The sequence below is a fragment of the Martinezella multihospitum genome (assembly GCF_900094585.1).
In the GTDB taxonomy this organism is placed as follows: domain Bacteria; phylum Pseudomonadota; class Alphaproteobacteria; order Rhizobiales; family Rhizobiaceae; genus Rhizobium; species Rhizobium multihospitium.
The window spans coordinates 214398-240653 of record NZ_FMAG01000001.1 but is presented as its reverse complement, the minus strand read 5'-3'; the positions used below and the strand labels follow the sequence as shown (position 1 = coordinate 240653).

Here is a 26256-nt window from a genome sequence, read left to right as displayed (position 1 = left end):
ATGGCTTCTTTACGCCTCCTCGTTTGCGTCTCGATGGATGACAAAGGGTAAGGGTAGGAAGATGAGCATTGAAACCATGCGGCAGGTGCTGACCGGCGTTTCCGGTGTTCCGGTCACGGCCTATGATGGAAGTGGCGAGGTGGAACCGCACGTCACCGCTCAGGTCTATCAGCGGGTAGCGGCTGCCGGCATTCACAATATCGTTGCAGCGGGCAATACGGGCGAATTCTATGCGCTCACTCCGGGAGAGATCCGCCGTGTCCACGAAGCTGCGATCAAGGGTGTCGACGGCAAGGCGCCGGTGACGGCGGCAATCGGCCGTTCGTTGCGCGAGGCGATCCAGATGGCGAAGGAGGCTGCCTCGATCGGCGCCTCTGCCGTCATGTCGCATCAGCCGGTGGATCCGTTCGCCGCACCCGGCTCGCAGATCGACTATTTTCGCGATCTGGCGGAGGCTTCGCCGCTCCCGCTCGTCGCCTATGTCCGTGCCGAAGGCTTCAGCGTCGACGACATGGTCCGTCTGGCCGGCCACGGCAATATTGCCGGCATCAAGTTTGCGACGACGGATCTGATGCTACTTTCACGGGCGATCGCAGCTTCCGATCCGAACGGCGCACTATTCGTCTGCGGCCTCGCTGAAAGCTGGGCTCCGACATTCGCTGCCGCCGGCGCAAGGGGCTTCACTTCGGGCCTCGTCAATGTTGCTCCGAAGTTGTCGCTTGCTGTGCATGCGGCTTTGGAGAAGGGCGATTTTGCCGCTGCCCGCGCCATCGTCAACAAGCTCGAACCCTTCGAACGCATGCGCACCAAGTTCCGCAACGGAACAAACGTTACCGTCGTCAAGGAGGCCGTCACCTATTCCGGCCTGACGGTCGGCCCCGTTCGCGTTCCAGGCGTGCCGCAGCTCGATGTGAAGGACCGCGAGGAGCTGTTTGCCTTGTTGCGCAATTGGCGGGAAGCAGGCGAACTTGCCATCGCCTGATGCCGGTATCCGGCGGTGGTGACCTCTTCGTGAACCGAACTTAATGTTCGAAAGTACATCGCTGCCAGACAGTCCGAACGCAACAAAGCAGCCTGCTTCATACATATATGACAAGGGATATCGCATATATGTCAGTGGCTTGGCGACTGGTGTTGCCTGAAATGATTTTGGCCGACCCGTCAGCTTTCGCTGGGGTCGGCCGTTCGTTGGAGCGGACCAAACCTTCGAGCCCAGTCTCTACTTTGCCTCGTTCGATGCAGGCAGATTTTCGACGGCGGTCAGGATCTTGTAGACCGACGAAACGCGTGCAGGGATCGGAAAGTTCCTGTTTGCCAGCAGGACGATGCCGACCTGCCGCGCGGGAATGAAGGCCGCATAGGCGCCGAAGCCGTTCGTCGAGCCTGTCTTGTTCAAGAGGACATCCTTGCGCGGCGGCTGCGGCGGATCGAGGCGGGTGATCTTATGCGGCTCGAGTGCCATGTCGGACGAATTGCCGGCGAGCAGCCGGGCGAGCGTCGTTGGATAGGCATAGATCTCCCAACCGAGCGCCTGTGTCGTGTTGTCGACGCTATAATGGCCGATATGCGTGGCATCGATCGCCTTCTGAAGTGTGGCGTCGAGCTTTGCTTCGCCCATATTCGCTTCAAGAAAGGCAAGCATGTCGGAGGCGGTGGTCTTGATGCCGTAGGCCTGCGTATCGAGAACGCCGGGATTGACGCGGATCGGCTTGCCCTGCTTCGAATAGCCATAGGCATAGTTGCTCATCTCAGCCGGTGGAACGCGGACATAGGTGTGGCTGAGGCCGAGACCGGAAAGAATTTTTTCCTGTATCAGGGTATCGAACGACTGGCCCATGGCCTGCGCTGCCAGATAACCGAACAGGCCGATGCTGGGGTTGGAATATTGCCGATACGTGCCAGGCGCAAAGGAAGGATGCCAGTTGCGATAATAGGCAACCATCTTGTCCTGATCCGTCACGCCGTTGGGGAACTGCAGAGGCAGACCGCCGGCCGAATACGTGCCGAGATCGAGGAGGCTGATCTTGTCGAAGCTGGTGCCTGCAAGTTCCGGCATATATTTCGTCGCCTTGTCGGAAAAGGAGAGCTTTCCGCTGATCTGGGCGTAGGAGCCAAGGGCCGCCGTAAAGGTCTTGCTGATGGAGCCGAGTTCGAAGATCGTGTCGTTCGTCACCTTCTGGCCGCTCTCCTTCGAGGCGACGCCGTAATTGAAGATGTAGCGCTTGCCCTTGACGGTAATCGCGATCGCCATGCCCGGCACGTCGTTATCCTTCATGAGCGGACGAATGATCTCGTTGACGGCTCGCTCCAGCTGCTCTCGGTCATTGCCTTCGGCGGCATGGGCGCCGATCCCATAGAAAAGGCAGCCAGCGACGATACCGAGCTTCTGCAAAGAATTGGTGCGTATATTCAAGATGATATCCTCAATGTGATGATCGACCGTGCAGGATCGCACGGTCGAAAAGGAAGCGATGATTGGCGGCGGCTGTTATCCGGCGCGTATGATCTCAGATCGCCGCAGCGATCCGGCCGATCTCGGCAATAATGGCGTTGCGTTCGCCGGCTGCGATTTCTGGTATCTCGCAATAGGCTGTTACGAGGATCGGCGCGCGGTTTGCTGGCCACAGCACCGCGATGTCATTGGCGTTGCCGGCCTTGTCGCCGTTTGTTCCCGTCTTGTCGCCAACCAGCCAATCCTTCGGAAGGCCGGCGCGCAGGCGCACATCACCCGTCTTGTTGGTGATCAGCCAGGCGGCCAGCTGCGATCTCGAGGCGGCTGTCAGCACATCGGTGAACAGAAGCCGCCGCAGGTTTTCCAGCATGGCCGAAGCCGTCGTCGTATCGCGCTGATCGTCCGGAGTGTCGTGGTAGTTCAATGTGGGCTCCGTGCGATCGAGGCGGGTGATCTCGTCGCCCATGCTGCGGCAGAAGGTCGTGATCGCCTCCGGGCCGCCGAAGCTCGCAAGCAGGAGATTCCCGGCCGTGTTGTCGCTGAGCGTGACGGCTGCCGCACAGAGTTCGGCAATGGTCATACCCGTTTCACCCGCATGCTCTTTGGTCGCGGGCGAGCCGTCGACAAGGTCGCTTTTCGCGTAGCGAATACGTCGATCGAGCTTCTCTTCTCCCTTGTCGACGCGGGCAAGCACCAGAGCTGCGGCCAATGCCTTGAAGGTGCTGCACATCAGGATGCGCTCGCCAGCACGATGCTCGATGCGCTTGCCGCTTGCCATGTCGAGAATGCTGACGCATATGCGGCCCGGATGCTTGCTGTCGAGTGCGGCAAGCTGGGCTTCACCCGCGTTATCGTCTGCGGTGCGTCCAACCGTGCTCAGCCCCGCCAGAACAGGTAGCGTAAGCAAGCTGCCGGCAAGGCTTTGCCGGCGCGACAATAAAATCGTCATCACGTTTCCACTTCGATTGATGTTGAGCAAAGAGGTGCGTTTTGGGCCTCGTGGACATCATTGAGACCCTGCAAATCACCCTGCGAGGCGGACTATGGCTCTGCTTGGTGCCCTAGACAAACGATCAATTGTCGGCTTAGACATGAGAAAAACTTGGCCTTGGGACATAAATGGACATCTCACAGCTGCCACTGAACGCCTTGCGCGTCTTCGAGGCCTCGGCGCGGCATTGCAGCTTCACGCGGGCGGGTCTCGAACTCCGGGTCACGCAGACAGCCATCAGCCATCAGGTCAAGGCGCTGGAGGACGTGCTGGGCGTGACCCTTTTCAAGCGCCTGCCGCGCGGCCTGGCGCTGACCGATGAGGGGCACGCACTGCTGCCGGTGCTGACCGATGCCTTTCGCCGCATGAGCGCCACGCTCAGCCAGCTGGAGGAGGGGAATTTTGCCGAGATCCTGACGATCGGCGTGGTCGGGACTTTCGCGATCGGCTGGCTCCTGCCGCGCCTCGGCAGCTTCAAGGCGCAGCACCCGCATGTCGATCTGCGCCTGAAGACCAACAACAACCGCGCCGACATGGTGCTCGACGGGCTGGATTTCTTCCTGCGCTTCGGCGATGGCGCCTGGCACGGGACTGAGGCTATCCATTTGATGGATGCCCCCCTATCTCCCGTTTGCAGGCCCGATATAGGTGAACGCTTGCGCACGCCTGCCGATCTCGCCGATGTCGAGCTTTTGCGATCCTACCGGATCGACGAATGGGCGCTCTGGTTCAGGGCTGCGGGCCTGCAGCCTCCCCATCTTCGCGGCTGGATGTTCGATTCGTCGCTGACGCTGGTGGAGGCGGCTGCGCGAGGCGTCGGCGTCGCGCTCGTGCCTGTCGCCATGTTTTCTCATGACATCGAGGCCGGCAGGATCATGCAGCCGTTCCAGATTACCGCGATGACCGGCAGCTACTGGCTGACACGACTGAAATCGCGAGCGGAGACGGCATCGATGAAGGTGTTTCGCCAATGGCTGCTCGCGGAAGTCGAGGAGATCCCGGGCTAGACGGGTGGCAAAACGGCCCCGGACTATGTCCGGAGCCGTCTCATCGAAAGCGCTGACGATGTCGTCGTCAGTTACCTTAGCTGGCGAGCTTCAACCTGACAGCGCCTGTCCGTGTTCCCGAACGCACCGTCTTGAACCGCCCGACGAGACCGGCGAGTTCGTTGCTGATATCGGCGAGGTGCCGCGTCGAGGCATTCGTCTCTTCCATGAGCGCGACATTCTGCTGGGTCATCTGATCCATGTTGCGGACGGCGGAGTTGATCTCGCTGATGCCGACGGCCTGTTCCTGCGTCGAGCGGGCGATGGCGCCGACATTCCTGTCGATGGAAGCGACCTGATTGCCGATCAGGGCCAGTGCCTCGCCGGTCCGGTTGACCAGTTCGACGCCGCGGCGCACGTCATTCGACGACCTGTCGATCAGATCCTTGATTTCCTTTGCGGCGGTCGCCGAACGTTGAGCCAGTTCGCGGACTTCCTGCGCGACGACGGCGAAACCCTTGCCCTGTTCGCCAGCTCTCGCCGCCTCGACGCCGGCATTCAGCGCGAGAAGGTTCGTCTGGAAGGCAATGTCGTCGATGACGGAGATGATGTCGGTCATCTTGCGCGACGAGGTTTCGATATCGCCCATGGCGGACACGGCCTGCTGCACGACCTCGCGCGAGCGTTCCGCTTCCGAGGCGGATTCCTTGACGATTGCCTGAACCTCGCGCGTCCGCTCGGCGGTCTGTTCCGAAATCGTGGTGATCTGGTCGATCGCAGCAGCACTTTCCTCGAGTGCGGATGCTTGCTGTTCCGTGCGCCTTGCCATGTTGTCGGCGGCAGACGAGATCGAACCGGCTTCGTCGCGAACGCGAGTCACCGAATCTTCGATGCGCTGCATTGCAGTGCCGAGGGATGCGAGCGACCCGTTGTAGTTGCTCTTCAGAACCTCGAACTCTGCCGAAAGGGCTTCTGTGATATCAGCCGTCAGGTCTCCGTTCGCAAGGCCGTTCAGCGCACGGTCGAGTGCGTTGAGGGCGCGCTCCTGCTCGCGCTGTGCAGCAGCCCGCTCGGATTCCGCGCGGTCGCGCTCATCGGCGAGCACCTGCAGGTAAACCGAAATGCCGTAATCCATGTCGACGAGGGCAGCCTTGACGATCGCCGACAGCCGCCGGGACAGGGCTTGTTCATGCTTACGCTGCATGAAACCATTGAGCTGCTGCGCGACGATCGATCGCACCATCCCTTCGAGGATCAAGGCGTAGCCGCCAATATACCAGCGCGGCTCGAGGCCGAGGCGGGCATGGGTCCTGCCGACCGCCGAGACCGCTTCGACATAATCAGGTCCGTATTTGCCTGACGCGATCGTCTTCCAATGGTCCTGCTGCTTGGATTTGGCGTGGTGCACATGCTGCTGAGACGAGAAGTATTTCGACATCGCCGGATGTTTGACGATCTTCTCGTAAAAGGTATCGAGAGAGCCTTTGACGGCGGCTTCGATAGTCGGCTGCAGCTCCGAAAGAGCCTGCCTGGCATCCTGTCCCAGTCCAACAAAGTCGAGCCGGTCGTCCAGCTCGTCCATTTTCGATGCGCGCACCATAATCTGCTCCAAGAAAGAAATTACAAGCAGTTAGGGCACAGTCATGGTTAAAAATTCATTAGATTTTCACCTCATTTTCGAGGCGCAGCTGATCGTATTGCATGTGGTGGTTGCAGCCATACTCGTCGCAACGTCATTGCTCGCTCCGATGTCATCTGCTAAACGCTGTGGTCATCACGTATCTCGCCACGGGGCCATCGGCATGGGGAATTTCAAGTCAGCAGATAGATAAGCCGCAACAGCTTTTTGTTGTTGCGGCGTGCTGTCGAACTCATTCCCATTGATGCCAGTGGCAGGCGCCGCCCGATCTCTCGTTCGAGCGGAATTTTCTCATGTCAGACATACGCCCGTCATGGGCCTACTCGCTGCCGGCGGCACTGCTGTTGATGGCGCCTTTTGATATCCTCGCCTCGCTGGCCATGGATATCTATCTTCCCGTCGTGCCGTCGATGCCCGGCATTCTCAACACGACACCTGCGGTGATCCAGCTGACGCTGAGCCTCTATATGATCATGCTGGGTCTCGGACAGGTCGTGTTCGGCCCTCTTTCGGATCGCATCGGCCGTCGCCCAGTCCTGCTTTCCGGCGCGGCTCTGTTTGCCGCCGCTTCTCTCGGAGCGGCCCTGTCATGGGGTGCGCCTGTCTTCGTGCTATGCCGCCTGCTGCAGGCCATAGGCGCGTCGGCCGCCTTGGTCGCGACTTTCGCGACCGTGCGGGATGTCTACGGCAATCGTCCGGAACAGGCCATTATCTATGCCACATTCGGCTCGATCCTGTCCTTCGTGCCGGCCCTTGGGCCGATAGCCGGAGCGATGATTGCCGACCAGTTCGGATGGCGTGCCATCTTCATGGTGCTCGCGATGCTGATGCTTCCTGCAAGTCTCCATGCCATGGTGAAATGGCACGAAACGTGCCCCGAGGGCGCCACCGGTCCACGGCGTTCCATATGGCCGATCTTTAAGAGCCGATCGTTCTGGACCTATACGCTGGCCTTCAGTGCGGGGATGGGCACATTCTTCGTATTCTTCTCGACTGCTCCGCGCGTGCTGATCGGCCGGGCCGGCTATTCCGAGCTCGGCTTCAGCATCGCATTTGCAACGGTTGCCGTCGTGATGATCATGACGGCACGCTTTGCCCGATTGTTTGTCGAAAAATGGGGCGTTGCGGGCTGCGTTGCACGGGGCATGGGGCTGCTTCTTATCGGTGCGGCAGCCCTTGCTTTCGGTCAGCTCTACGGGGCGCCGTCCTTCGCAAGCTTCGTGCTTCCGATGTGGATCATGGCGGTCGGCATCGTCTTTACGGGATCGGTGACGGCGAATGGAGCGTTGGCGGAGTTCGGCGATATCGCCGGATCGGCAGTGGCGTTTTATTTCTGCATTCAGAGTCTGATCGTAAGTCTTGCCGGGACACTGGCGGTCACTGCGCTGGATGGTGATAGCGCGTGGCCTCTGGTCGCCTTTGCCACGCTGATGGCGTTGCTGGTGCTGGCAGCGCTTCATCTGTTACGGCGTCATGATGCCCTGGCTTGATTTGCCGAGCTTACGCCGCTCACTAGGTAAAATCTGAAACGGCCGCCCGCGAAAGCTGGCTTTCGCGGGCGGTCAATTTCGTTTCTTCCGTTTCCTGCTTTATGCGCGCGACCGTCCTAGCGCCACCCTAAGGCCGGCGCGACATGCGTCAGGATGCTTTCGATGACATGGGCGTTGTAATCGACTCCGAGCTGGTTCGGCACGGTCAGAAGCAGCGTATCCGCGGCGGCGATAGCTTCGTCCTTTGCGAGCTGTTCGATCAGTACATCCGGCTCTGCGGCATAGCTGCGGCCGAAGATGGCGCGCGTCTTCTCATCGATGAAGCCGACCTTGTCGTCATCCTGGCCGCTGTGGCCGAAATAGGCGCGGTCGAGATCGTTCACCAGCGCGAAGATGCTGCGGCTGACTGAGACCCGCGATTCGCGCTTGTGTCCGGCTTCCTTCCAGGCCTCGCGATAGAGCCTGATCTGGTCTGCCTGCTGGACGTGGAAGGGCAGGCCGCTTTCATCGTCCTTCAGCGTCGAGCTCTGCAGGTTCATGCCGAGTTTTGCTGCCCATACGGCCGTGGCATTGGAGCCGGCACCCCACCAGATCCGCTCGCGCAAGCCCTCGGAGTAAGGTTCGAGGCGCAGCAGGCCGGGCGGGTTCGGGAACATCGGCCGCGGATTGGGCTGTGCGAAGCCTTCGCCGCGCAGGAGGTCGAGGAGCACTTCCGTATGTCTGCGGCCCATGTCGGCGTCGCTTTCGCCTTCCATCGGCGTATAGCCGAAGTGGCGCCAGCCATCGATCACCTGTTCCGGCGAGCCGCGGCTGATGCCGAGCTGCAGACGGCCGCCAGCGATGAGATCGGCAGCGCCCGCATCCTCGGCCATGTAGAACGGGTTTTCGTAACGCATGTCGATGACGGCAGTGCCGGTTTCGATGCGGCTGGTCTTGGCGCCGACGGCTGCCAGCAGCGGGAAGGGAGATGCGAGCTGACGTGCGAAATGATGTACGCGAAAATAGGCGCCATCCGCGCCCAGTTGCTCGGCTGCGACGGCCAGATCAATCGACTGTAGCAGCGTGTCGGCTGCCGAGCGCGTCTGCGATTGCGGCGATGGCGTCCAGTGGCCGAAGGAAAGGAAACCGATCTTTTTCATGGTGCTATCCTAACTATATCCGGTTAACACGGCTCGATTTTTGCGTCATGCATGCCGACGGAGCTGCAAGCCGAATGTATTGGTTGTTCCGTCTTCATGTCATGGCGCATAAGGGCCGCAACTTCATGCGCCTATATGTGCACGGATGTAACTGGATGGAACAGCGCAATCTGTGAACTGATCGTCAATGACGATAGAGGCACCGGAAACGGATGAGGCCTTGACTATTCCGTGGATTCAATTTGCTCGTTTTGATGGCAATCGGCTCGTAATTCTCGTTGCCCGCCTTCGTCGTATTGAAGGCGTCCAGAGGGGCAAGAATCGCGCGGCGGTCGGCGTCCGATGGGCTCTCTAGGACCGAAATGGTGACGCCCGACATGGTTGCATTCTTCTTCGGCATGGTTTTCTGCGTGTCTTCTAACATGAACAAATTTTAAGGAACACGTTAACAATCGGATAACGCACCGCACCGAAACTGCCGCGCGTGTGAGTGCATCTCTCGCTTTCAATGTCCTTGAAACAAGAAATGGCAGGAAACTATGTTTGCAAGAAATTTCGCCCCCGCTCTGGTCTTCGTCGCATTCAGCGCCGGTATCGCGCATGCGGAAGTGCCCGTCCGTATCGATCAATTCGATCACTGGGGTGCATATTCTTATAAGTCCGGCGACAGCGTCAGTTGCTATGTTTTATCGAGGCCGGTCGCGCAGCAGCCCGCCAGTGTCGACCATGGCGATAACTTCTTCATCGTCTCGCGCCTGTCTCCCGGGGACAAGCTGGTTCCGGAAGCCGCGATGGGCTATGACCTGAAAGACGGCGCGCCGATGACGGCGACGGTCGGTGACAAGACATTCCCGATGTTTACGAAAGACCGGCACGGCTGGGTAAGGAACGAATCGCAGGAGCCGACCATGGTCAACGCCATGAAAGGCGGCGCGCAGCTGCAGCTGCAGGCAACCTCGAAGCGAGGCACCGAGACGAGCTATTCCTACTCTCTCTCTGGCATTACGGCCGCATTGAAACGGATAGAGACTTGCCGGTGAGACCGGCGGCGTTCGAGGATTTCTCGGCGATTTCGTTGCGGCGGGTTGTGTAGCGGCTGATCGGATTGGCGTCTTCTCATTCCGCGGAGAAGGCGCCAGCCAGGGCTTTCGAACTGATATCTCTTGTGAAATCAAAAATCCTGATATAAATGAAATCTGTTGATGGGGAATTCAGGATTCGATGAAGCGTGGCTTTCTGACAATTTATGCGGGTGAGAACGCTGCGGTCTTCAGGGCGCTTTCGGCGCCGGCGCGCGTTGACATGCTGAAGCTGCTCTGCGCCAGGGGTTCGCTGAATGTCAACGAGATCGCCCGGGAACTGGACCTGCCGCAATCCACCGTCGCAACAGGCATCATGATCCTGGAGGAGGCCGGTCTTGTCGAGACCAAGGCCGCAAAAGCGCGTAAGGGCTACCAGAAGATCTGCACCGCGCTTTACGACGAAATCCTGTTGAGCTTCGAGGATCAGGCCTTCAAGCATGATGAGGACGTGATCGAAGTCGCCATGCCGATCGGCCTCTATACGAGCTGCGAGACGCACGCGCCATGCGGTCTGTGTTCCACCGAAGGCGTCATCGGTCTGCTCGATGTTCCCGACTATTTCCTCGATCCGCAGCGCATGCAGGCCGGTCTTCTCTGGTTCGGCCGCGGCCATGTCGAATATAAATTCCCGAACAATGCCAAGATCTTGAACAGGAACGTCAATGCCATCGAATTCTCGATGGAGCTCTCATCCGAAGTGCCTGGCACCAATCCGGATTGGCCGTCCGACATCACCGTCTGGATCAACGGCGTCGCTGTCGGCACGTGGACCTCTCCCGGCGATTATGGTGACAAGCGCGGGGCCTTCACGCCAAGCTGGTGGAAGCTGGAAGGTTCTCAATACGGCAAGCTCAAGACCTGGCGAATCTCGAAGAAGGGCACGTTCATCGACGGGGTTGCCGCTTCCGATGTGACGATCGATGACCTTGCCATCAGTCAACACTCCTCGATCCGCCTGCGGATCGGGATCGCCGATGATGCGCGCAACACCGGTGGCGTCAATATCTTCGGCCGCGGTTTCGGCAATTACGGCCGCGATATCCTCATGCGCATCGATTTGGCGCAATAGTATCGTAATTTATGATACATAGCATGTTGTCGGAGCTAAATTCCGATAAGTCATATTTTTTATAAGTATTTGATTTTGTGGCGAACTTTTTCACTCTGCAAGTGCTGCGCCCGAGGCTTTTGCGATATTTTCCGTCCTGAGTGCGTTGACGACCTTCCAAAAGTGTATCAAGATCAAGGTATAAAAACGAAATATCTGATATATATGGGAGGAAGGCCGTGAAGGCGCATGTGATCGTCCATCGTGATTTCCGAATTGCCGACATCGATGATCGGCTTTACAGCTCTTTTCTGGAGCATCTGGGCAGGGCGATCTATGGCGGTATCTATGAGCCGGGTCATCCGACCGCCGATGAGCACGGATTTCGCAAGGATGTGATCGAGCTCGTGCGCGAGCTCAACTCGCCTTATTGTCGTTATCCCGGCGGCAATTTCGTTTCCGCCTATAACTGGGAAGACGGGGTGGGGCCTCGTTCCGAACGGCCGGTGCGTCTCGACCTTGCCTGGCGGACACGCGAGGCTAATCAGATCGGCGTCAATGAATTCGTCGATTGGTGCAAGAAGGCCAACACCAAGCCGATGCTTGCGGTTAACCTCGGCTCGCGCGGGCTGGATGCGGCGAGAAACTTCCTCGAATATTGCAATCATCCGGGCGGCACCTATTGGTCGGATCTGCGGCGCAAGCACGGCTGGGCCGATCCGCACGGCGTGAAGCTCTGGTGCCTTGGCAATGAGATGGACGGCCCTTGGCAGGTTGGTCACAAATCCGCCTATGAATATGGACGCCTGGCCGATGAGACTGCCAAGGCCATGCGCGGCTTCGACAAGTCGCTTGAACTCGTCGTTTGCGGCTCGTCCAATTCCGATATGAAGACCTATCCCGATTGGGAGGCCGAGGTCCTCGATCAATGCTATGACAGCGCCGACCATATCTCGCTGCACATGTATTTCGCCAATCGCGAAAAGAACACGCTGAATTATCTCGCCAAGGCCGAGAAGCTCGACCGCTATATCGTCACCATTGGCGGGGTCATCGACTATATCAAGGCGAAGAAACGCTCGAAGAAGACGATCGGCATTTCCTTCGATGAGTGGAATGTCTGGTATCACTCCAACCAGCAGGACAAGGAGATTCTGGCCCGCGACGAATGGCCGGATGCACCGCATCTGCTCGAGGATGTCTATAATTTCGAGGACGTGCTGCAGGTCGGCGGCATTCTCAATACCTTCATTCGCCGCTCGGATCGCGTTCGCATCGCCTGTATCGCCCAGCTCGTCAACGTCATCGCCCCGATCATGACGGAAGACGGCGGCCCGGCATGGCGGCAGACCATTTACTATCCGCTCTATTTCGCCTCGAAATACGGCCGCGGCTACGCGCTGCGTCTGGTTACCGACGGCCCGACCTATGACAGTGACGAGGCCGATGACGTACCCTATCTCGATGTGTCGGCCGTCCACGATGAGCTCGGCAAAATGGTCACGCTGTTCGTCGTCAACCGTCACCCCGACAGCGCGCTCGATCTCGACACGCGTCTCGAAGGCTTTGCCGGAGCCCGTGTCGTCGAGCAGCATGAGATGGTTCATAGCGATCTGCGGGCAGTCAACACGGCAGCCCAGCCGAACGCAGTCGTCCCGACCAAGACAGGCGATGCCAATATCGAGGATGGCCGGCTTCGTGCCACGCTGAAGCCGCTATCATACACGGTAATCCGGCTGGCGGTCTGACGCCTTGCCGCCGGGGTAATGCAACCCCGGCACCGAAAACGGTCGAACGGTCGCGAGGAGGCGGCCGACGGCCTGTTGCAGGCCCGGATGCCGCACGCAGCTTGCGCGGCCAGCCGGGAAAAGGGGTGAAAATCGCGGTCTGCTCACCATCGTTTGAGTGTCCGCGCAGTCGATAAAAATGGGAGGAGATCATGCAGCAGTGGAAGAAGCTTGCCTTCGGCGTCGCACTGGCCACGTTCGGCCTCATTGCGGCGGCCAAGGCTCAAGATTACACCGCCTTGCCTCGCAAGGAGACCTTGATCGTCGAAAATCCTGAGGGGACGATCAAGAACCCCGGCTGGTTCAACGTCTGGGTCAATGGCGGCGGCGGCGTTTCGACCGGCATTCAGCAATTGACCATGGACACGCTCTGGTACATCGATCCGGAGAAGGGCCTGGGCGGTTCGGCCTGGGACAATTCCCTTGCTGCCGACAAGCCGCAATATAATGACGATTTCACCCAGATGACGGTGAAATTGCGCAAGGGCATCTACTGGAGCGACGGCGTCGAATTCACCGCCGATGACGTGGTCTACACCGTCAAGACGCAGATGGACCATCCGGGCATGAACTGGAGCGCGGCCTTCTCGGTCCAGGTTGCCAGCGTCGAAGCGACGGATCCCTATACGGTCGTCTTCAAGCTGAAAAAGCCGAATTCGCGCTTCCATGCGATCTTCACCGTTCGCTGGAACGGCGCCTGGATCATGCCGAAGCATGTCTTCGAAAAGGTTGCCGATCCGGTTCGCTATGATTTCGCCAATCCCGTTTCGCTCGGCGCCTACAAGCTGAAGGCCTTCGATCCGCAGGGAAAATGGTACACCTGGGAGAAGCGCGACGACTGGCAGCGCACCTCGCTTGCCCGCTTCGGCGAGCCGGCTCCGAAATATGTGAGCTATGTCGATCCTGGTCCGCCGGATAAGCGCACCATCGCGCAGCTCGAGCACAATCTCGATATCATTCACGACAACACGCCGGAAGGCATGTTCACGCTGAAGGAGAAGTCGAAGACGGTCGAAAGCTGGTTCCCCGGCTTCCCCTTCGCCCATCCCGATCCGACGCTGCCTGCAGTGATCTTCAACACGCAGGATCCACTGTTCCAGAATCCGGATGTTCGCTGGGCGCTGGCACTGCTCATCGATATCAAGGCCGTCGATATGGCGAGCTACCGCGGGGCGGCCACGCTTTCCGCGCTTGGTGTGCCGCCGACGGCAATCGCCATGACGGATTATCAGGCGCCGATGCAGGATTGGCTGAAGAATTTCGAAATTGATACGGGCAAGCGCAAGATCAAGCCTTATGATCCGACGATCGGCCAGCAGGTCGCCGACCTGCTGCGCAAACAGCCGAAGTACAAGGATCAGATCCCGACCGATCCGGCCGCGATCAGCAGCGCCTTCGGCTATGGCTGGTGGAAACCCGATCCGCAAGCGGCCGCTGAGCTTTTGGAAAAGGCCGGCTTCAAAAAGGCAGGCGGCAAATGGATGACGCCGGATGGCCAGCCGTTCAAGATCCGGATGACGGTCGAGGGCGACACCCGCTCGGTCTTCACCCGCGCCGGAACGTTGATTGCACAGCAATGGGCTGCCTTCGGCATCGACGCCAAAGCCGTTCCGTCCTCGGCCGTCTGGCAGGGTCTGGCGACCGGCGACTTCCAGTGCGCCATCGCCTGGAGCGTCGAGACCTGGGGCGGCGATCCCGATCTGTCCTTCTTCCTCGACAGCTGGCATTCGGATTTCGTTGCCAAGAAGGGTGAGAACCAGGCGGCTCGCAACTGGCAGCGCTGGTCCAATCCGGATCTGGACAAGATCATCGAGAACATCCGCCGCATCAGCGCCGATGATCCGAAGGGCATCGAACTCGGCAAGGACTATCTGAAGCTGGTTGCACAGCAAATGCCGACCATTCCTCTGATGTCCTATAACGTCTTCACCTCCATGGATACGACCTACTGGAAGGGCTACCCGACCATTGCCGACCCTTATACGGACCCCGTTCCCAATTGGGCGAACTCCCGGTTGATGATGGTCAAGCTGAAGCCGGCCCAGCCCTGATTTCTCCCGACCCCGATGCGGCAATCGCCGCATCGGGCACCTTTCGCCGGACACTAGGCACGTCCGGCGAATCTTTTGAATTGATGATGAAGCGCAAGCAGCGAGGAAGACGGCGGCATGACGTCCTATCCAGTTTTCGTATTGAAACGATTTGGCCAATTCCTGCTCGTTGTCTTCCTCGGCATTTCCGCGACGTTCTTCATCACTCATATGACGCCGATCGATCCCGTCGAGGAAAGCATCGGCGCCATCCAGCAAATGGGGGCATCCGATCCCCGTGCCGTCGAGCTGATGCGCCAGTCGCTCAGAGAACTCTATGGTCTCGAGGGCTCCATCTGGCAGCAATATCTGCATTTCTGGGGGCGTCTTGCGACCGGTGATCTCGGGCCATCGCTCTCTGCATTTCCCACGCCCGTTTCCGCCATCATCATGAGGGCGCTCCCCTGGACGATCGGCCTGATGACCGTTTCCGTCATCATCACATTCCTGCTCGGCAATATGATCGGCGCGCTCGCAGGCTATTACCGCAAAAGCACGATACTGAAGGCCGTCAGCCTCGTTTTCATCGCGATGCAGCCGATCCCCTATTATATCCTGGCCTTCGTTCTCATCATCCTCTTCGGCTATGTCTGGCCGATCCTGCCGATCAATGGCGGCTATGAGATGAACACCAATCTGCAGCTGTCCTTTGCATTGGTGCTCGATATTCTGCGCCATTCCATCCTGCCGGCGCTCTCGCTGATCCTGGTCGGGACGGGTGGCTGGCTGATCGGGATGCGGGCGCTCGTCTCCAATATCATCACCGAGGACTATGTGGTTTTCGCCGAGCTGGGCGGCGTGCCGAAGCGCAAGATCCTGCGCTCCTATATCGCCCGTAATGCCATGGTGCCGCAGTTTACCGGCCTTGCCATGTCGCTCGGCGCCGTCTTCAACGGCACGGTCATTACGGAGATCGTCTTCGGCTATCCCGGCATCGGCAATCTGCTGATTTCGGCCGTGCATGCCGGCGACTACAGCCTCGTGTTGGGGCTCAGCGCGCTCTCGATCGCCGGTGTCGCCGCCGCGGTCTTCATCATCGACATATTGGGTCCGCTGATCGACCCGCGCATCAAGGTGGAGTAGGCCATGCTGACGATCGTTCGCGACCTTGCTCGCCAGAATATGGAATTCCTTTTTGGTCTCCTGCTGCTCGCCATCATCGTCGGGCTGGTGATCCTGTCTTATTTCTCACCCTATGGCCCTTCCGATCTCTATCTGCTGCCGCCGGATATGCCGCCGGACGGGCAATACTGGCTGGGTACGACATCACGCGGTCAGGATGTTTTCTGGCAGCTCACGACAGCGCTCCGCAACACGCTTTATTTCGGCATCGGCGTCGCCATTCTGTCGCGCATCATTTCGCTGGTGGTGGGGCTGGTGGCGGGCTATGCCGGCGGTGCAGTCGATCGCGCGCTGATGGCGATCAATGACAGCATCATGGTCATTCCGCAATTTCCGCTGCTGATCCTGTTCTATTTCGTGCTCAAGGACGAAATGACGTGGACGGTGCTGATCGTCGTCATGGCATCGCTCGGCTGGTCCTATGACGCGCGCCTGATCCGCTCGGTGGCGATCAGCCTGAAGACGCGGCCATTTACCACGCAGAGCGTCTATTCGGGCATGAGTATGTCCAAGATCCTCGTCCAGGAGCATCTGCCCTATGTGCTGCCGATCGTCTTCGCCACGACGATGAACAACATGATCTGGTCGATCGGCATGGAGATCACGCTGTCGGTGCTCGGTTTCACCGACATCGAGACACCGACCATGGGCATGATGATCTATTGGGCCAATGCACATTCGGCGCTGATTGCCGGTACATGGTGGTGGGTCGCAGCGCCGGTGGCCGCCATCGTCGTGCTGTTCATGGCGCTCTTCCTGCTGTCAATGTCGATGAATGAATACAACGATCCCCGCAGTCGCTTGAACAGGATGGGAGGCTAGGCATGGAGGCTGTCGTCGAAGTCAACAACCTCAAGGCCTATTACCGGGCCTTCCTTTACGGCGTCGATCGCGAAGTGCGGGCGGTTGACGATGTCAGCCTGTCGATCGGCCGCGGCGAGATTTACGGGGTTGCCGGTGAATCGAGCAGCGGCAAGACGACGCTGATCAAGACCATCGCGGGCGCCATCCGGCCGCCGCTTCGCGTCGTCTCCGGCGCTGTCAAGTTCCACTTCAACAGCGGCACCCAGGATATCTACGCGATGACGCCGGAGCAGCGGGCGTCACTTCGCTGGCGCCATCTCTCCTACATCATGCAGGGATCGATGAATGTGCTCAATCCTGTGCGGCGCATCCGGCACTCGTTCACGGATTTTGCCTTCCGACACATGAAAGCCGATCGCGGCACGTTCTTCGACCGGGTTGGCACACATCTCCAACGACTGAAGCTCGACGCGCATCTCCTCGATGCCTATCCGCATGAATTGTCCGGCGGCATGCGCCAGCGCATGACGATCGCGCTCGCCACCATCCTGACGCCGGAATTCATCATCGCCGATGAGCCGACGACGGCGCTCGATGTCATCGTCCAGCGCGACGTGCTGTCGATGATCCGCGAGATCCAGCGCGAGATGGGTTCGTCCTTCCTGTTCGTGACCCATGACATGGGCGTTCACGCCGCCGTTTCCGATCGTATCGGCATCGTTTATGCCGGAAGGCTGGTGGAGGAGGCGCCGACACGCAAGCTTTTCCAGCTGCCGCTGCATCCCTATACGCAGCATCTGGTCGCAAGCCTTCCGCGGATTGGCGATGCCTCCACGCGCCCCTCGCTTGAGGGCAGGCCGCCCAATCTCGCCATGCCACCGGAGGGATGCCGCTTTCACCCTCGCTGTCCGAAGCGCATGGACATCTGCAGCCGCGAAGCGCCGCCCATGGTGACCGTCGAGCCGGATCGGCGCGTGGCCTGCTTCGCGGTGACGGGAGGAGCGCGATGAACGATCTTCTTTCTCTGTCGCATGTCAGCAAGATCTACCGGCAGGGCGGCATGCTCAGCCGTCGCCAGATCGTGGCGGTTCGCGATGTCAGTCTGAGCCTGGGAGAGGAGCCGGAAATCCTCTCCATCGTCGGCGAGTCGGGCTCGGGAAAATCCACCATTGCGGCGATGATCCTCGGCCAGACGGCGCCGACATCGGGGGATCTCCTCTTTCGCGGCAAGCCCGTCGCCATTCACGGACGGTCCGAGCGCCGGGCCTTCATGCGCGAGGTGCAGCCGGTTCTTCAGAACCCGTTCGAGGCATTCAACCCGCTCAAGAGGGTCGACCGGTATCTCTTTGAAACAGCAAAAAGTTTTGCGCCTGCCGGCGCGCGGCCAAACCGAGCCGATGTCGAGCGCATGGCCGACGAGGCGCTCGCCCACATCGGCCTGACGCTTGCCGAGATTAAGGGGCGCTTTCCGCATGAGCTGTCCGGCGGCCAGTTGCAACGAACGGCCATCGCGCGGGCGCTCATTCCGCAACCGCGGCTGCTGGTGGCCGACGAGCCGGTCTCGATGGTCGATGCTTCGCTGAGAATGGCGATCGTCAATCTCTTCGGTCAGCTGAAGAAGGAACTCGGGCTCTCGATCATCTACATCACCCATGATCTGGCGACCGCCTACTATATCAGCGATCGCATCATCATCATGAAGAAGGGCGAGATCGTCGAGCAGGGTGGCGCACGTGCGGTCCTCGACAATCCGCAACATCCCTATTCACGGGCTTTGAAGGAGGCCGTCTTGTCCACCACGCCTGAGATGGAGCCGGTGCTTGGCTGATTGGAGCATTCCCAGGAAAAGTGCGTAGCGATTTTCCGTCCGGAATGCGTGAAACCAAAAGGCGCTTAAGCCGCCTTTAGCGCGAGATTCGCGTTGAGAGAATGATGGACGACAAGGTGCGTTCGACGCCGTCGATCGTGCCGATCTCGTCGATCAGCTGATCCAGTTCGGAAATCGAAGGTGCTGCGACGATGGCGATCAGATCGAACGTGCCGCTGACGGAATGAAGCGTTGTTACCTGTGGGATAGCGTCCAGAGACGCCGTCACCGCCGCCAGCGCCTTCGGCGCAATGGTAATCAGCACGTGCGCGCGAATGAGGCCAGAAAGATAGGTCTCCGACAGGCGAAGGCCGTAGCCTGATATCACGCCTTCGCGCTCCAGCCGTTCGAGCCTCGCCTGGACCGTGGTGCGCGACAGAGACAGCTTTTTGGCAAGCGTCGCAACCGGCATCCGGGCATTCTGGCCGAGCAAGGCAATCAGTTCGCGGTCTTTATCTGTAACCTGCATGCCGTTTCCTGCATTTTGCGAAACTGTGTCGTCATATTGATTATATTTATACAACGAAATGCGTTTTTCGTCGCTATGAATCGTTCAACTCCTGCCTACACTTATAAAAATCTTATCAATGAAATGCAGGGGAATCATATGAAAGACATAGTGGTCATCGGTGCAGGCAAGATCGGTGGGGCGATCGCTCTGATGTTGGCCGAAACGGGCGATTACAAGGTCGTCGTCGCCGACCGTAGCCAGGAGCAGCTCGACAAGATCGATCGTCACCCTGCAATTTCCACCGGTGCCGTCGACATTGCCGACCGCACCGGTCTGGTCGGCGTCCTGAAGGGCAAGTTTGCCGTTTTGTCGGCAGCACCGTTCCATCTCACGGGTTTTGTCGCGGAAGCGGCGCTTGAAGCCGGCGTTCACTATCTCGACCTCACGGAAGACGTCGCCACCACAAAGAAGGTGGAAGAGCTGGCTGAGGGTGCGAGCACCGCCTTCATCCCGCAATGCGGCCTGGCGCCGGGCTTCATCTCGATCGTTGCCAATGATCTCGCCAAGCGTTTCGACAGTCTCGACAGCGTGCGCATGCGCGTCGGCGCGCTGCCGCAATATCCCTCCAACGCTCTGAACTATAATCTGACCTGGAGCACGGACGGTCTGATCAACGAATATATCGAGCCCTGCGAAGCGATCGTCGAAGGCAAGCTCGTGACCGTTCCGGCCATGGAAGAGCGCGAAGAGTTTTCGCTCGACGGCGTCACCTATGAGGCCTTCAACACCTCGGGCGGTCTCGGCACGCTCGCCAAGACGCTGGCCGGTCGCGTGCGCACGATGAACTACCGCACCATCCGCTACCCTGGCCATCAGGCCATCATCAAGGCGCTGCTCAACGACCTGAACCTCAAGAACCGCCGCGATGTTCTGAAGGATCTCTTCGAAAATGCGCTGCCTGCCACCATGCAGGACGTCGTTGTTGTCTTCGTCACCGTCTGCGGCTGGCGCGAGGGCCGCTATATGCAGGAGACCTATGCCAACAAGGTCTATGCGGGCATCGTCGCGGGCAAAAAGATGAGCGCGATCCAGATCACAACGGCCGCCGGCATCACCACCGTGCTCGATCTCCTCGCTCAGGGTAAGCTGCCGACGAAGGGATTCGTCTGCCAGGAAGAAATCGATCTCGGCGATTTCCTCGCCAATCGCTTCGGCCAGGTTTACAGCCTTGAAAAGATCAGGATGAGAGAAGCCGTCTAAGTGGCTATTCTTCCTAGTGTTTTTATATGTGGCGCCTTCGGGCGCCACATATGTTTTGGCCGTTGGAAACGGCTGCGCAGCGACTAGGCGATAAGCCGTTCGAGGACCTCGACTGGATGCGGGATGGTTTGGCGATCGATCTTGGCGACCTGAGAGCGACAGGAAAAGCCAGTCGCCATGACCACGGTCTGATTGCCGTTCTCGGCAATCCTGTCCTGCCAGCTCATCGCGTAAAGCTTTTCCGAGATGGCGCGATTGCGCACCTCGTGGCCGAAGGTGCCGGCCATACCGCAGCAGCCGACATCGGCCATATCGAGCTTGATCCCCAATATTTCGAACACTGTGGACCATTGCTTGAGCGCGGCCGGCGCGTTCGTCCGCTCCGTGCAATGGGCAAGCAGCGTGAAGCGTTCTTGCTGCGAAGCCTGTGGCTGCGGCAACCGCTCGAGATTGGCCGCAAGCCATTCCTGAAGCAGCAGCACCGATGCCTGCAGCCGGGCGAAGGGCAAAGCGGCATATTCGCTGCGATAGGTCAGCGTCATCGACGGATCGATGCCGACAAGCGTGATGCCCAGCTCTGAGATACGATCGAGATAATCCCGCGATTTCGCTGCCGCTTTCTCGAAACGACCGAGATAGCCATGCACGTGCAGGGCCTTGCCGTTGCCTTGCGAGGCGGCGAGCCAAGGTTTGAAGCCCATCTTCAGCGCGAGCTTGAGAGCGGCGATGACGACAGCCGGATCGAAATGGGTCGAGAAGACATCGGCAATGATAACGACCGCCTGACCTCGTTCGTTCGTTGAGAGCTTCGCCAGACGCTCCGGCGTGGCGATGCGCACGCCGAGACGAGCGGCTTCCCGTTCGAGCGATATTGCAGGCATAGCCGGAAGTACGGTGAGGCCGGCAAGGCGCGTCAAAGCCTGGCCCACGCTGGATAGGGTGAGCAGATTGTAGCCGGACTTGAAGCGCGCCATCACCGGCAAAGTCGTCTCGATGGCCGCGACGATCGGGTCCTTCAGCGGCCTAAGGTAACGACCGTAATAGAGCTCGAGGAACTTCGAGCGGAAGGCCGGGACGCTGACCTTGACGGGACATTGGCCTGCGCAGGCCTTGCAGGCGAGGCAGGTGTCCATTGCCGCCCGCACCTCGTGAGAGAAGTCGTTGCGATTGGCGGGATTGAGCGAGTTGAGCATCCGTCGCAAGAGATTGCCGAAGGGGTTGGCGCGGCGCAGCACTTGTGCCTCGCGCTTCGGATCGACCTGCCGCTCCGCAAGCAGGCGCAGCCATTCGCGCATCAGTGCAGCGCGGCCCTTCGGCGAATAGCGCCGATCGCCCGTCGCCTTGAAGGAAGGGCACATCGGGCTTGTGGCGTCGAAATCGAAACAGGCGCCGTTGCCGTTGCAATGGGCCGCATTGTCGAAGGCAGCGCGGATATCATTGCCGATGACGCGATCAAAGTCACCACGCAGTGATACGTCATCGATTTTCAGCAGTGGACGAGATGCGCCGGATGCGATCTTGCCGGGATTGAGGCGATCTTCCGGATCGAACGTGCGCTTGACGTCCTGCAGGCTGGGATAGAGATCGCCGAAGAATTCCGGGACGTACTCAGAGCGCACGCCTTTGCCATGCTCGCCCCAGAGCACGCCGCCATATTTGCGGGTGAGAGCTACGACGCCGTCGCTGATCTTCCGCACGAGCGGCTGATGGTCGGCGCGGGTGAGATCAAGCGCAGGGCGGACATGCAGCACGCCGGCATCGACATGGCCGAACATGCCGTAATCCAGCTCCGCGGCATCGAGAAGCGCGCGGAATTCTCTTATGTAGGCGGCCAAATGCTCGGGCGGAACGGCGGTGTCCTCGACGAAAGGCACCGGCCGTACCGGCCCTTCGACATTGCCGAGAAGGCCAACGGCACGCTTGCGCATCGACCAGATTGCTTCGATCTCGGCCCTTTCTCGGGCGATCGTATAGCCCTTGTGGCGCGGGGTCGAGCTGTTATCGAGGGCGGCGGTCACATCCGCCAGCTTGCGTGCTAGCTCGTCTCGATCATCGGCCAGCACCTCGACGATATTGATGCCATTGGCGACACCAGATGCATCCTCGGGAAAGAAGCGGGCAATGCCGCTCCAGACGATGTCGCCCTTGGCAAGACCCAGCACCTTCTCGTCGACCGTCTCGACCGAGGCGACCTTCAGCGCCACCAGCCGCCGCGCATCCTCGAGCGCCGTGTTGAAATCCCCATAGCGGATGTTGATGAGGGCTGATTGCGCCGGGATCGGCAGCACGTTAAGCTCAGCTTCGGCGATCATGGCAAGCGTGCCTTCCGACCCGCAGAGCACTGCATTGAGATCGAAACGGCCGTCCTCGCGGCGGATATGGGCAAGATCGTAGCCGGTCATGTAGCGGTTGAGCTTGGGGAAGGTTGCCGCGATCAGCTCGCTTTTATCCCTGGCGATCGCATCGACCACCCGGTGAATTTCGCCGATCCGATCCTTGCGTGCCTTGATCTGCTCCAGTTCGGCCTCGCCAAGAGGGCGCGACCACCAGTTGGTGCCGTCGCAGAGCACCAAGTGAAGGCCGAGAATGTGATTGCTGGTCTTGCCGTAGAGGCATGAGCCCTGACCGCAGGCATCGGTGGAGATCATGCCGCCGATCGTGGCGCGGTTGGAGGTGGAAAGCTCTGGTGCGAAGAACAGCCCATAGGGCTTCAGCGCCTTGTTGAGCTGATCCTTGACGACGCCGGCCTCGACTCGGGCGATCTTCCGAACCGGGTCGATCTCCAGAATACGGTTCATATGCCGGGAGCAGTCGATGACGATGCCAGAGGTCAGCGATTGCCCGTTCGTCCCGGTGCCGCCCCCGCGTGGGGTGATGGCAAGATCGGAAAAGGCAGGCTCGGATATGGCTGTGGCGATGCGCTTCAGGTCATCGGCGCCGCGCGGATAGAGGATTGCCGCGGGCTTAAGCTGATAGATCGAGTTGTCGGTCGAGGCGACCGTCCGCGCGCCGTCATCCGTCTCCACATCGCCCTGAAAGCCCAATGCCGACAGCCGACGCCCGAGCGCGCCGATCTGCTGCTTGTGGCTATCTTTCGCCGAAACGAGGCGTGGTATCATGATGCGAAGGCTTCCGGAGTTCTATCCGATGAGTAGAGCATTTCCGCTTTTAAACAGAATTATGGAAATGCTCTATCTCTTTGTTTTCACGCAATTCAGGACGCGGAACCGTTTTGCGCTTCTGCTGGAATTGCCTTAGCGCCGGAGAGCTGCGCAGGCCCGCTCGATACGGTCGAGGGCTTCGACGAGATCGGCCTCCGACGTCGCATAGGAAATGCGGAAATAGGGCGACAATCCGAAGGCGGAGCCGGGCACGACGGCGACATGGGCTTCATCGAGCAGGTAGGCGCAGAAGTCCGCATCCGTTTCGATCGGCTTTCCGGATGGCGTGGTTTTTCCCAACACGCCGCCGCAGCCCGAGAATGTGTAGAAGGCGCCTTCCGGCACTAGGCAATCCAGACCCTCAATGGCGTTCAGCCTGTTGACGACGAGATCGCGTCGACGCTGGAAGCTTGCCTTGCGACCCTCCAGAAAATCCTGCGGACCATTGAGCGCGGCAACGGCTGCCGCCTGGCTGACCGAGGATGGGCAGGAGGTTGCCTGGCTCTGGATAACGGCCATGGCCTTGATGAGAGCCTTCGGGCCACCGGCATAGCCGATGCGCCAGCCGGTCATGGCATAGGCCTTCGAAACGCCGTTGACCGTCAAGGTCCGGCTCTTGAGGCTCGGCTCGATCGCGACGGGCGTCGTGAAACGAAAGCCGTCATAGACGATATGCTCGTACATGTCGTCGACCATCAGCCAAACATGCGGATGACGCTGCAACACCTCGATCAGCGGCCGATAATCGGCCTCCGAATAGGCCGCTCCCGATGGGTTCGACGGCGAATTCAAAAGCAGCCAGCGCGTCTTCGGCGTGATCGCCTTTTCTAGCTGATCAGCCTTCAGGCGAAAACCGACCTTGGCATCGCAAGGGATCAGCACGGGCACGCCGCCGCAGATCTCGACAATATCGGAATAGGAGGTCCAGTAAGGCGTCGGGATGATGACTTCATCGCCCGGGTTGATCGACGCCATGAAAGCGTTGAACAGGATCTGCTTGGCACCCGTCGCGACGGTAATTTCGTCGAGCGCGTAGTCGATGCCGTTCTCGCGCTTGAATTTCGCGGCGATCGCCTTCTTCAGCTCCGGCGTGCCGTCGAGCGCGGTATATTTCGTTTCGCCACGGTCGATGGCAGCCTTGGCGGCTTCCTTCACATTGTCGGGCGTATCGAAATCAGGCTCGCCGGCGCCGAGAATAATGACAGGCAGACCTTCCCGCTTCATCGCATTGGCGCGGGCGCCAATCTGAAGAATGGTGGAAACGCCGATGGAGGCGATCCGCGAAGCGGGCTTGAAGCCCGCCTCTTCGATTTTCGTGGCGATCGTCATGGCGTTACTCGATGTCGAAGGAGACACCCTGCGCCAGCGGCAGGGCCTTGGAGTAGTTCACGGTGTTGGTCGCCCGACGCATATAGGCTCTCCAGGCGTCGGAGCCGGATTCGCGGCCGCCGCCGGTTTCCTTCTCGCCGCCGAATGCGCCGCCGATTTCCGCACCGGAGGTGCCGATATTGACATTGGCGATGCCGCAATCGGAACCGTCTGCTGCGAGGAAGCGCTCGGATTCCTGCATATCGCGGGTGAAGATCGAGGACGACAGGCCGGCCGCAACCGCATTGTGTTCGTCGATAACGGCGTCGAAATCGTTATAGGGCATGACGTAGAGGATAGGCGCGAAGGTCTCTTCCATCACCGGACCCGCCTGCTTCGGCATTTCCACCAGCGCCGGCTTTGCATAATAGCCGTCGGCATAGCCGACATCGATCCGCTCGCCGCCGGTGACGGAGCCGCCATGAGCCTTCGCCTCGGCAATCGCCTTCTGCATGTTGTCGAACGCTGCCTTGTCGATCAGGGGGCCGACGAGCGCGGAAGAGTGCAGGGGATCGCCGACCGAAACGCTCTGATAGGCCTTCTTCAGCCGCGGTACGAGCTGGTCGTATACGCTCTTGTGGACGAAGAGACGGCGCAGCGTCGTGCAGCGCTGGCCGGCTGTGCCCATGGCGCCGAAGGCGATGGCGCGAAGCGCCATGTCGAGATCGGCCGACGGGCAGACGATGCCGGCATTGTTGCCGCCGAGTTCGAGAATGGCGCGGGCAAAGCGCTTGGCAAGCCGCGGCCCGACTTCACGACCCATGCGGGTCGAGCCGGTTGCGGAGACGAGCGGCACCTTCGGGTGGTCGACGAGGATTTCGCCGATCGTACGATCGCCGATCAGAACCTGCGAAAGACCTTCTGGCGCGTCACCGAAGCGGGCAAGCGCGCGGTCGAGGATCACCTGCGAGGCAAGAGCGGTCAGTGGCGTCTTTTCCGATGGCTTCCAGATGACGGCGTCGCCGCAGATCAGCGCGAGCGCCGCGTTCCACGACCAGACCGCGACCGGGAAGTTGAAGGCCGAGATGATGCCGACAACGCCGAGGGGATGCCAGGTTTCCATCATGCGGTGGCCTGGGCGTTCGGTCGCGATGGTCAGGCCGTAGAGCTGGCGGGAGAGGCCGACTGCGAAATCGCAGATGTCGATCATTTCCTGCACTTCGCCGAGACCCTCGGAGCGGATCTTGCCGGCTTCGATCGAAACGAGACGGCCGAGATCGTCCTTGGCGGCACGCAATTCTTCGCCGAGCAGGCGCACCAGTTCGCCGCGCTTCGGGGCCGGCACGAGGCGCCAGGCGCGGAATGCGACATGGGCCTTCTCGATTTTCTTTGCCGCTTCATCGGCCGAAACCGTCTTGAGGCTGCCGATCTTCTCGCCGGTGACCGGGGAGTAGGAGGACATGTCGCCCTCAGTATAGAGCGCCTTGTCGACGCCGAGCTTTTCGAGAATGGCGGCAGCTTCGGCTGCAACGGAAGGGGTCTTGGCTGCGATGTTCATCGTTTGAAACTCCACTTGTCT

21 protein-coding genes are annotated in these 26256 nt (G+C 59.8%); 12 read left to right on the top strand and 9 right to left on the bottom strand.

Translation table 11 applies throughout. The features are described from left to right. Window positions 1-61: 61 nt before the first annotated feature. Window positions 62-982, top strand: coding sequence for a dihydrodipicolinate synthase family protein (locus GA0061103_RS01060; protein WP_092706269.1), 921 nt, complete (start codon window positions 62-64; stop codon window positions 980-982). A 237-nt stretch (window positions 983-1219) separates the two neighbouring features. Here GA0061103_RS01060 and ampC read toward each other — a convergent pair whose 3' ends face one another. Further along, window positions 1220-2407, bottom strand: coding sequence for a class C beta-lactamase (ampC, locus tag GA0061103_RS01055; protein ID WP_167376533.1), 1188 nt, complete (start codon window positions 2405-2407; stop codon window positions 1220-1222). Window positions 2408-2507: 100 nt separating this feature from the next. Beyond that, window positions 2508-3401: a class A beta-lactamase gene (gene bla, locus GA0061103_RS01050; RefSeq protein ID WP_092706267.1), complete on the bottom strand. Its 894-nt coding sequence runs from the start codon at window positions 3399-3401 to the stop codon at window positions 2508-2510. Between the two features lie 170 nt (window positions 3402-3571). Between bla and GA0061103_RS01045 the strand changes: the two genes are divergently transcribed. Beyond that, entirely contained in the window at window positions 3572-4450 is an 879-nt protein-coding gene (locus GA0061103_RS01045; RefSeq protein ID WP_092706265.1) for a LysR family transcriptional regulator, read from the top strand. A gap of 76 nt (window positions 4451-4526) precedes the next feature. Here the strand turns inward: GA0061103_RS01045 and GA0061103_RS01040 are convergent, their stop codons facing one another. Continuing rightward, window positions 4527-6029 carry a globin-coupled sensor protein gene (locus tag GA0061103_RS01040; RefSeq protein WP_092706263.1) on the bottom strand — a complete coding sequence of 501 codons (1503 nt, stop codon included), beginning with the start codon at window positions 6027-6029 and terminating at the stop codon, window positions 4527-4529. Window positions 6030-6361: 332 nt separating this feature from the next. Here GA0061103_RS01040 and cml point away from each other — a divergent pair, with 332 nt between their 5' ends. Then, on the top strand, window positions 6362-7558 hold the full coding sequence (gene cml, locus GA0061103_RS01035; protein WP_092706261.1) for a CmlA/FloR family chloramphenicol efflux MFS transporter: 1197 nt from the start codon (window positions 6362-6364) through the stop codon (window positions 7556-7558). A 116-nt stretch (window positions 7559-7674) separates the two neighbouring features. On the opposite strand, the gene GA0061103_RS01030 is transcribed toward cml, so the two are convergent. Together GA0061103_RS01030 and GA0061103_RS01025 are read right to left on the bottom strand one after the other, a co-directional pair. Then, a complete protein-coding gene (locus tag GA0061103_RS01030; RefSeq protein ID WP_092706259.1) occupies window positions 7675-8697 on the bottom strand; it encodes an LLM class flavin-dependent oxidoreductase in 1023 nt (340 codons plus the stop codon). A gap of 184 nt (window positions 8698-8881) precedes the next feature. After that, window positions 8882-9097 (bottom strand): hypothetical protein, encoded by a 216-nt coding sequence (locus tag GA0061103_RS01025; protein ID WP_092706257.1) that lies wholly within the window; start codon window positions 9095-9097, stop codon window positions 8882-8884. Window positions 9098-9236: 139 nt separating this feature from the next. On the opposite strand from GA0061103_RS01025, the gene GA0061103_RS01020 reads away from it, so the two are divergent. From GA0061103_RS01020 to GA0061103_RS00985, 8 genes are all read left to right on the top strand, one after another. Next, window positions 9237-9737 (top strand): invasion associated locus B family protein, encoded by a 501-nt coding sequence (locus GA0061103_RS01020; protein ID WP_092706255.1) that lies wholly within the window; start codon window positions 9237-9239, stop codon window positions 9735-9737. A gap of 181 nt (window positions 9738-9918) precedes the next feature. Further along, window positions 9919-10848, top strand: a complete 930-nt coding sequence (locus tag GA0061103_RS01015; RefSeq protein WP_092706253.1) for an ArsR/SmtB family transcription factor — start codon at window positions 9919-9921, stop codon at window positions 10846-10848. A gap of 218 nt (window positions 10849-11066) precedes the next feature. After that, window positions 11067-12575 (top strand): arabinosylfuranosidase ArfA, encoded by a 1509-nt coding sequence (arfA, locus tag GA0061103_RS01010; RefSeq protein ID WP_092706251.1) that lies wholly within the window; start codon window positions 11067-11069, stop codon window positions 12573-12575. 191 nt (window positions 12576-12766) lie between these two features. After that, window positions 12767-14665, top strand: a complete 1899-nt coding sequence (locus tag GA0061103_RS01005; RefSeq protein WP_092706249.1) for an ABC transporter substrate-binding protein — start codon at window positions 12767-12769, stop codon at window positions 14663-14665. A 117-nt stretch (window positions 14666-14782) separates the two neighbouring features. Continuing rightward, a complete protein-coding gene (locus GA0061103_RS01000; RefSeq protein WP_092706247.1) occupies window positions 14783-15787 on the top strand; it encodes an ABC transporter permease in 1005 nt (334 codons plus the stop codon). Between the two features lie 3 nt (window positions 15788-15790). After that, window positions 15791-16648, top strand: a complete 858-nt coding sequence (locus tag GA0061103_RS00995; RefSeq protein WP_092706245.1) for an ABC transporter permease — start codon at window positions 15791-15793, stop codon at window positions 16646-16648. Between the two features lie 2 nt (window positions 16649-16650). Beyond that, complete coding sequence (locus tag GA0061103_RS00990; RefSeq protein WP_092706243.1) at window positions 16651-17640, top strand: ABC transporter ATP-binding protein; 990 nt, start codon at window positions 16651-16653, stop codon at window positions 17638-17640. Further along, window positions 17637-18458, top strand: coding sequence for an ABC transporter ATP-binding protein (locus GA0061103_RS00985; RefSeq protein WP_092706241.1), 822 nt, complete (start codon window positions 17637-17639; stop codon window positions 18456-18458). The genes GA0061103_RS00990 and GA0061103_RS00985 overlap by 4 nt, the downstream gene beginning before the upstream one ends. Window positions 18459-18534: 76 nt before the next feature. Here the strand turns inward: GA0061103_RS00985 and GA0061103_RS00980 are convergent, their stop codons facing one another. Continuing rightward, on the bottom strand, window positions 18535-18966 hold the full coding sequence (locus tag GA0061103_RS00980; protein ID WP_092706239.1) for an Lrp/AsnC family transcriptional regulator: 432 nt from the start codon (window positions 18964-18966) through the stop codon (window positions 18535-18537). A gap of 138 nt (window positions 18967-19104) precedes the next feature. Here GA0061103_RS00980 and GA0061103_RS00975 point away from each other — a divergent pair, with 138 nt between their 5' ends. After that, entirely contained in the window at window positions 19105-20208 is a 1104-nt protein-coding gene (locus GA0061103_RS00975; RefSeq protein ID WP_092706237.1) for a saccharopine dehydrogenase family protein, read from the top strand. Between the two features lie 83 nt (window positions 20209-20291). On the opposite strand, the gene ydiJ is transcribed toward GA0061103_RS00975, so the two are convergent. The 3 genes from ydiJ to amaB form a co-directional block, all read right to left on the bottom strand. Next, window positions 20292-23327, bottom strand: coding sequence for a D-2-hydroxyglutarate dehydrogenase YdiJ (ydiJ, locus tag GA0061103_RS00970; protein WP_092706235.1), 3036 nt, complete (start codon window positions 23325-23327; stop codon window positions 20292-20294). A 135-nt stretch (window positions 23328-23462) separates the two neighbouring features. Next, complete coding sequence (locus tag GA0061103_RS00965) at window positions 23463-24698, bottom strand: pyridoxal phosphate-dependent aminotransferase (RefSeq protein WP_092706233.1); 1236 nt, start codon at window positions 24696-24698, stop codon at window positions 23463-23465. A gap of 4 nt (window positions 24699-24702) precedes the next feature. Then, a complete protein-coding gene (amaB, locus tag GA0061103_RS00960) occupies window positions 24703-26235 on the bottom strand; it encodes an L-piperidine-6-carboxylate dehydrogenase (protein ID WP_092706231.1) in 1533 nt (510 codons plus the stop codon). Window positions 26236-26256: the final 21 nt, after the last annotated feature.